The sequence below is a fragment of the Acinetobacter sp. YH12155 genome (assembly GCF_013418255.1).
Classification (GTDB): Bacteria; Pseudomonadota; Gammaproteobacteria; order Pseudomonadales; family Moraxellaceae; genus Acinetobacter; species Acinetobacter indicus.
Genome location: NZ_VPCK01000043.1, coordinates 1 through 7,154, shown reverse-complemented (window position 1 = coordinate 7,154; position 7,154 = coordinate 1). Strand labels below are relative to the sequence as shown.

General features: G+C 48.7%; 7 protein-coding genes and 1 pseudogene. 5 read left to right on the top strand and 3 right to left on the bottom strand.

What is annotated here, in order from left to right; translation table 11 throughout:
• Both FTU86_RS13770 and FTU86_RS13595 read left to right on the top strand, forming a co-directional pair.
• Positions 1-118 (top strand): annotated as a pseudogene (locus tag FTU86_RS13770) (RNA-guided endonuclease TnpB family protein); the annotation flags it as partial.
• A 173-nt stretch (positions 119-291) separates the two neighbouring features.
• The gene (locus FTU86_RS13595) at positions 292-882 is read left to right on the top strand and encodes a hypothetical protein (protein ID WP_005178874.1); all 591 of its coding nucleotides are present in this window, start codon (positions 292-294) and stop codon (positions 880-882) included.
• A gap of 66 nt (positions 883-948) precedes the next feature.
• Here FTU86_RS13595 and FTU86_RS13590 read toward each other — a convergent pair whose 3' ends face one another.
• On the bottom strand, positions 949-1,992 hold the full coding sequence (locus FTU86_RS13590; RefSeq protein ID WP_016659133.1) for a nitronate monooxygenase family protein: 1,044 nt from the start codon (positions 1,990-1,992) through the stop codon (positions 949-951).
• Between the two features lie 209 nt (positions 1,993-2,201).
• Here FTU86_RS13590 and FTU86_RS13585 point away from each other — a divergent pair, with 209 nt between their 5' ends.
• The 3 genes from FTU86_RS13585 (at position 2,202) to FTU86_RS13575 (ending at position 4,821) form a co-directional block, all read left to right on the top strand.
• Complete coding sequence (locus tag FTU86_RS13585; RefSeq protein ID WP_005178869.1) at positions 2,202-3,461, top strand: putative DNA modification/repair radical SAM protein; 1,260 nt, start codon at positions 2,202-2,204, stop codon at positions 3,459-3,461.
• The gene (locus FTU86_RS13580) at positions 3,461-4,240 is read left to right on the top strand and encodes a TIGR03915 family putative DNA repair protein (RefSeq protein WP_152342434.1); all 780 of its coding nucleotides are present in this window, start codon (positions 3,461-3,463) and stop codon (positions 4,238-4,240) included. The genes FTU86_RS13585 and FTU86_RS13580 overlap by 1 nt, the downstream gene beginning before the upstream one ends.
• A 62-nt stretch (positions 4,241-4,302) precedes the next feature.
• Positions 4,303-4,821 carry a hypothetical protein gene (locus tag FTU86_RS13575; protein WP_005178855.1) on the top strand — a complete coding sequence of 173 codons (519 nt, stop codon included), beginning with the start codon at positions 4,303-4,305 and terminating at the stop codon, positions 4,819-4,821.
• A 47-nt stretch (positions 4,822-4,868) separates the two neighbouring features.
• Here the strand turns inward: FTU86_RS13575 and FTU86_RS13570 are convergent, their stop codons facing one another.
• Positions 4,869-5,570 (bottom strand): VIT family protein, encoded by a 702-nt coding sequence (locus FTU86_RS13570; protein ID WP_180048598.1) that lies wholly within the window; start codon positions 5,568-5,570, stop codon positions 4,869-4,871.
• Positions 5,571-5,662: 92 nt separating this feature from the next.
• Positions 5,663-6,874, bottom strand: a complete 1,212-nt coding sequence (locus FTU86_RS13565) for a YeeE/YedE family protein (RefSeq protein ID WP_180048597.1) — start codon at positions 6,872-6,874, stop codon at positions 5,663-5,665.
• Positions 6,875-7,154: the final 280 nt, after the last annotated feature.

Genomic DNA, 7,154 nt, shown 5'->3' with positions numbered 1-7,154 from the left:
AGTATGGGAATGTGAATGCGGAAGTGTAAATCAACGCGATTTAAACTCCGCCAAGAACATACTTGCGCTTGGGCATAAGCGTCTAGCAGTAGGAATCACCCTCCTTTCAGGTGGGTGAGGATGTCAACCGTTTACAATCTCTACAGACCTGAACACAGGGCAACATACGCTCACTGAACACGGACAGGACTTGGACATTGCAGGGCTTGGCTTGCTCTATGTTAGGTAAGTCTTCACTTGGCAAGATGATATTCCAGTCTTGTTAATAACAATGATCCAGGGAGTTTCAACATGACCAATACTAATCGTCCTGTGACTGAATTTAGCCATAAGACCTCAACAGAATTACCACAAGAACGAAGCCAGGGTTTAAATGTCGACCCGACCGATGTCAATGCACGTCCAGATTTGGACACCAATCGTGTCCCGGATATGAATGAAGCAGGCGATCATCCTGTTGGCACCAGTGTCGGTGTATTAGGGGGCGCGGCAACCGGTGCGGCCGTGGGTGCTGCAGCTGGACCGGTCGGTGCCGTAGTGGGCGGTATTGCCGGTGGTGTGGTCGGTGGATTGGCCGGTAATGAAATTGCCGATGCGATTGATCCGACTGCAGAAGATGTATACTGGCGTGATCAGTACCAGAACCGTCCATATTATAATGAAACCCGCAGTGTCTATGCCGATGTCGACTATGATCGTGATTATCGCGGCGCCTATCGACTGGGCTATGAAAACCGTCCTTTATATGAACAAAATGTCGATTTTGACCGGGCCGAGCCAGAACTGCGTACCAAATGGGAACAGATGAAAGGCGATTCCCGTCTAAACTGGGAAGAAGCTAAATTTGCAGCCAAAGATGCCTGGCAACGTGTTACCCGTTAAAGCATTCAAGACACTATCAGGCCAATAAAAAACATCTCCGCGGAGATGTTTTTTTATTGTTCTCGCTTAGTGACTGGTCATTTCCAGCACCAGTTGATTAATTAAATCACCGGCTTCCATGTCACGAATCAGGCCCACGTTGGCACCGGCCCAGAATGCGCCAAATCCCTGTTCGCCTTGCTGGCTGGCTGCGGCATGTAACTGCTTGCCAATATCATAGGTATAGGGATAGGTCGGTACCGGCGGACGGTTTGGCGTATCCACCAGACGGTGCCACTGATTGACCAGACCACGTGCCGGACGGCCGGAAATTGAATCGGTAATTTGGGTACAGCTCTGGCTAAATAAAGCCTTGCGATACGCCTCATTGGCATTGGAAGATTTACATTGCACAAAGGCGGTCCCGAGCTGTACCGCGACTGCGCCAAGGTTCATGACACGTTGTGCATGTTGACCATTCATAATTCCACCAGCCGCAACCACCGGAATCTGACAGTGCTGGGTCAGTAAAGTCACTAAATCTACCGTGCGGATACCGCCATCAATAGCGGCATTAAACAGGCCACGATGACCGCCAGCCTCTACGCCTTGGGCAATAATAATATCAATACCCGCCGCTTCAATGGCTTGTGCTTCGGCCAGATTGGTGGCAGAGACCATGGTGATAATCCCGGCCTGTTTTAGCGCCTGAATCTGATGCGCGTGCGGAATACCAAAATGAAAACTCACCGCCTGAGGACGGGTTTCCAGCACCAGATTCAGATAATCATCATTGCTTAAAAAACTAGGATACAGATTTTTGAGCTGGGTCGGCAGCGCTACGCCATAATGGACAAAATGCGGACTTAAATAATCCAGCCAGACCTGAGCAGCAGCTTCATCCAGCGGCTCGGGTTGATGACAGAAGAAATTGACCTGAAAAGGGCAGTCGGTCAGGTCCTGGGTTTTTAAAATCTGTTCTCGGGCAGACGCCACTGAACTGGCCCCTAAACCCAGTGAACCCAAGCCGCCCTGGTTGGAAACTTCGGCAGCCAGTTCAGGTGTCGAAACACCGGCCATCGGCGCTAAAAAAATAGGATGTTTAATGCCGAGCTGTTCCAATATAGACATGCGATTTCTCCTTATTCTTCCTACACTTTGCCCAAGCTGAACAAAATTAGCAAATCATAATCATTATTTATTTTTTAAATAATCTGCCGGTTCTTACACAGCAGTTACATTCGTTGCGACAAGCTGGGTCGTGCTAACGCATCGGCTTGCTAGGCGCAACATTTTCGCTTTTTTATAATCAGCTTATCTCCTGATTTCTGCTGAAACGCATGTCTGAACGTATCCGTGAAAAACTGCAAATTTTAGCCGATGCTGCCAAATATGATGTGTCCTGCTCATCGAGTGGCAGTCGGCGCAAAAATAAAGACCAAGGGCTGGGCAATACCGGTAATGGCATCTGTCACAGCTATACCGAAGATGGGCGCTGTGTTTCGCTGCTTAAAATCCTGTTCTCCAATGTTTGCATTTATGACTGTGCCTATTGCGTGTCGCGGCGTTCCAATGATGTGAAACGCGCAGCCTTTACCGTACAGGAAGTGGTCGATCTGACCATAAATTTTTACCGGCGCAATTATATTGAAGGGCTGTTTTTAAGTTCCGGTATTTTTAAATCGGCCGATTACACCATGGAACGAATGCTACAGGTGGTGAAAAAGCTGCGGCTGGAAGAAAACTTTAATGGATATATTCATTTAAAAACCATTCCCGGCGCATCTCAGGAAATTATTACCGAAGCCGGTTTATATGTTGACCGGATGAGTATTAATCTGGAAATGCCGACCGAAGCCGGACTACAGCAGTTTGCCCCGGAAAAAAGTCATGCCGAAGTGCAGAAGGATTTGGGTATTGTCCGCGATCGCCTGATTCAACTAAAAGATGAATCGAAAATCATCAAATCGGTACCGAAGTTTGTTCCGGCCGGACAAACCACGCAGATGGTGGTGGGTGCACATAATGAAACCGACCAAGACATTATTATGATGGCCGATCGGCACTACAAAGAATTCAAGCTAAAACGGGTTTATTTTTCTGGTTATATTCCAATTAATACACAGGAAAAGGCCTTGCCCGCTGTCGGTTCAGCGCCGCCGTTGCTGCGTGAAAACCGGCTCTATCAAAGTGACTGGTTAATGCGTTTTTATGGTTTTGCTGCGCATGAACTGGTGGATGATCAACATCCCAATTTAGACCTGGATGTCGACCCGAAATTGGGCTGGGCACTGCGTCATCCAGAGGCTTTTCCGGTAGATATCAACCGTGCCGACTACCAGTTGATTTTACGGGTGCCGGGTATAGGCGTGCGTTCGGCGCAGAAAATTGTGCAGGCGCGCCGGTTTGGGCACATTCATATAGATCAGCTAAAACGCATGGGCGTGGCCTATAACCGTGCCCAGCATTTTATTCGCTGTGCCGACAGCCCGAAATTTAAAAAAGAGCCGCCAGCGCAGCAGATTCGCCAGCAGATTTTACAGTCGGGGCAATCCAAATATCAGCAGCAGCTCTCGCCACAACTGGGCTTTGCTTTTTAATGGCCACCTACTGCTTTGATGGCACGCTCACCGGCTTGCTTTGCTGTGTGTTTCGGGCATTTCGCTTTCAAGAGTTTGATGTACACATTACCGCCAATCCGCAGTCCCAGCATGGCCTGTTTGATGAGTTTATTGTCGTGTCTTCACAGGATGTGCAGGGGCAGCGGGTCTGGCAGGGCTTGAAACAGAAAATCCAGCCCGGCAGCTTGCGTCAGTTTTATCTGTGCTTTTTGTCGGAGCAGGAACAGGCCTTTCAGCATCTGTTTGATTTTTGCATTTATGTTTTTCAACACGGCCATGCGGTGGATGGTAATTATGGCCATCCGGCGGTGTTGGGCATGGCACAGTGGGCCAAGCAGGTGGGCCGGGAAAAACATCGCATGGAAGCTTTTGTACGCTTTAAAAAATGTCAGGATGGTCTGTTCTTAAGTCTGGTGCGGCCAGATTTTAATGTATTACCGCTGATCGAGCGGCATTTTAAGGCGCGTTACCAAGATCAGCGCTGGCTGATTTATGACGAACAGCGTGATTACGGCATTTATTATGATCTGGATGATGTGCATCAGGTTCAGATGAATGCCCGGCAGCTGGATCTCCAGCTGGACAGTGGCCACAGTCAGGCCTTTAGTATCGAGCTGGATGCTGAAGAATTTTTATATGACCAGCTGTGGAAAGATTATTTTCACAGCGTCAATATTCAGGCACGGCAGAACATGAAGCTGCATATTCAGTATGTACCGAAACGTTACTGGCGCTATATGAATGAAAAGTCGCTCTAACTTTCATCCCGGCCGGTTTCATCAGTATAATGCCCGGGTTGTATCGTGGAAAAGGTAAAAGCATGAAGGGGTATGTAGGGGCTGTTTTGCTCACAATAACAGGTTTGACAGCATGTGGACCACATGAGGCAGAGCAGGTACAGGTCCAGCCTGAACAGTACCAGGTGGCCAGTGCAGAGCAGCTACAGCAGCGCTTTAGTGCCTTAAACCGTCAACTGGAAGCCGATTTTCAGCAGTTTAAGCAGCTGGAAAGTATTGCCTTTGCCCAGCAGTTTCCTTTAGATGCCGATAATCTGATGACCTTGAACCAGCATCTGGTCAGCAGTACCGCCTTAAAGCCGACCAAAGCCGGCTATTGCGATATGATGAATGGCTATTTTGCCGAGATGTATCGTCTTGGACATTATAATCTGGAACTGCTTGATCAGATCCAGCTGCCCCAGGCTCAACAGGAAAATTTAAAGCAGAATTTTGCCAATGCCGACAATTTTTATGATTTTATTTTAAACCGCTATACCAGCTATCGTCAGGTGCAGCAAACCATGAATTATGGCTGTAACCTGAAAGCGGCTTTACAGTAAACACAGCCCTAAGGTAAAAAAACCGCCCGATTTGCTGGGCGGTTTTTTTATAAAGGTGTGACATGGAACAACGAGCCAATCCAGTGTGCGAATAGCATGGCCACCACGCCCCAGACCGTGACCCGCAAGCTGCCTCTGAGCATGGAGGTGCCGGCAAAATAGCTGGACAGGGCACCGAGTAAGGCCAGCGATAAGACACCTACAATCACAATGCTTCGGTCCAGATATTCCACCGGACTAAAGACAATGGTCAGTAAAGGCAACAGCGCCCCTAAAGAAAATGCAATCGCCGAGGATGCCGCCGCCTGTACCGCATTGGCGGCAGTATTTTCATGAATGCCGATTTCATCGCGGGCGTGGGCGGCTAGGGCATCTTTGGCGGTCAGCTGTACCGCCACTTCATGCGCTAGCTCAGGCGTCAGGCCGCGCAAGGTATAAATATGGGTCAGTTCTTTTAGTTCCAGATCGGGGTTTTTACGCAGTTCTCTGGATTCCATGCGCAGATCAGCCTGCTCGATATCTTCCTGGGATTTGACCGAAATATATTCGCCGGCAGCCATGGAACTAGCGCCTGAAATCAGGCCGGCAATACAGGTAATCAGCAGGGTCTGGCTGGAAGCACCACTGGCCGCCATCCCGATCACCAGACTGGTCACTGAGATAATCCCATCATTGGCCCCCAACACCGCAGCACGTAACCAGCCCGTTCTTAAAATATAATGTTTTTCATGATGATGTGAATAACTCATAGCCCGCCTGATTTCTTATTGTATGCGGCTATCTTAACCCAGAGATGCAAAAAGCCCCAACTTTTGGGGCTTTTTTAACAGCGAGTCAGGAATTAACAGCCGGTCAGCTTTTCCGGTTGTGGGCGTTCTTCCGAGAAGAAGAATGGACGCAGTTTGACCCCAATGCCATTGCCAATAAAGGCAAATACCAGCCACAGCCAGCCATGTAAACTGCCAGAGGCAATACCACTGAAATAGGCGCCAATATTACAGCCATAAGCCAGGCGTGCGCCATAACCTAACAGCAAACCGCCAACAATCGCTGCCATCAGCGAGCGTTTTGGAATATTAAAGTTCGGTGCGAATTTACCGGCCAGACTGGCTGCCAGCAGGGCGCCGAGCATAATCCCGAAGTTCATCATCGAGGTAATATCAAACCATAACGACTCTGTCAGTGCTTTGGCATTGGCTGGTTGCTGCCAGTAGCTCCAGGAGGCTACATCAACACCCACAAAACTGGCCGATTTGGCGGCCCAGACGGCCAGCGCAGAGGTTACGCCCCAAGGACGTCCAGCCAACGCAAGAGTAGCGAAGTTCAGCAGGGTCAGGATGATACCGCCCCACACCAACGGCCACGGGCCACGTAAGAAGCGTTTCCAGCCCTGATACTGTACAGCCGGTTCAACCTCCAGACTGCCATGACGTTTCTTTTCATACCATACGGTAACCAAGGCAATCAGGGCAAACAGCACAAAGTTCAGCAATAACGCCGGCATCACACCTAAGCTGGTGACCAGTGAAATAGGTGCCAGATGCGGCAGGTTAAACCACCAGTCTAAATGCGTGGTGGCAATCAGTGAGCCTAAGCAGAAGAATACCAGTGTTACCAGCATGCGTGCGCTACCACCACCCACGGTATACAGCGTACCAGAAGCACAGCCGCCGCCGAGCTGCATGCCAATACCAAAAATAAAGGCACCAATCATCACCGACATTGACACTGGGCTAACAAAACCATTGACCGAATTGCCAAACAGTTCACCTGCACCTAAGGCTGGGAAAAACAGCAGTACTGCCAGACCAAGCATGATCATTTGTGCACGCAGACCGCGACCACGACCTTGCTTGATAAACACCCGCCAGCTTGAGGTAAAACCAAAAGAAGCATGGTACAGGGTCATCCCCAGTGCACCACCAATCAGGAATAATAGTGCCTGGTTAATGCCCACCACCTGATAGGCGCCAATACAGCCAATAAACAATAACACCAGCGCGACCCAGATCGAGCGATTCGACCGGTCGGCTTTTGCAGCAATAATAGACATAGACAATAACAGGGAGAGAAATCAGAATCCTGAGTATTTTAGTGGAAATTTAAACTTTTAACCTGATAGAAACAGTCATTTAAGCTATTTTTAATTTGAAATTTCTAATTTAAAATATTAGTAAAATGAATAATAAAAAAAGCTCCCGGAAGGGTAATGCCAGTCAGTTAAGAGATTGACTGGCTTTTTCTTGGGTATTTTTGAGGTTTTCCTTTTACAACCCTTGGATAACTCCTCACTCTTCTCTCAGGTATAACATACCGATTAGATTTCTCCATTA

Bases quoted from the DNA above. Each gene is read 5' to 3' on its own strand.
- FTU86_RS13575 (WP_005178855.1), top strand. From the start codon at position 4,303: ATGAAGGGGTATGTAGGGGCTGTTTTGCTCACAATAACAGGTTTGACA.
- FTU86_RS13565 (WP_180048597.1), bottom strand. From the start codon at position 6,874: ATGTCTATTATTGCTGCAAAAGCCGACCGGTCGAATCGCTCGATCTGG.
- FTU86_RS13580 (WP_152342434.1), top strand. From the start codon at position 3,461: ATGGCCACCTACTGCTTTGATGGCACGCTCACCGGCTTGCTTTGCTGT.
- FTU86_RS13595 (WP_005178874.1), top strand. From the start codon at position 292: ATGACCAATACTAATCGTCCTGTGACTGAATTTAGCCATAAGACCTCA.
- FTU86_RS13590 (WP_016659133.1), bottom strand. From the start codon at position 1,992: ATGTCTATATTGGAACAGCTCGGCATTAAACATCCTATTTTTTTAGCG.
- FTU86_RS13570 (WP_180048598.1), bottom strand. From the start codon at position 5,570: ATGAGTTATTCACATCATCATGAAAAACATTATATTTTAAGAACGGGC.
- FTU86_RS13585 (WP_005178869.1), top strand. From the start codon at position 2,202: ATGTCTGAACGTATCCGTGAAAAACTGCAAATTTTAGCCGATGCTGCC.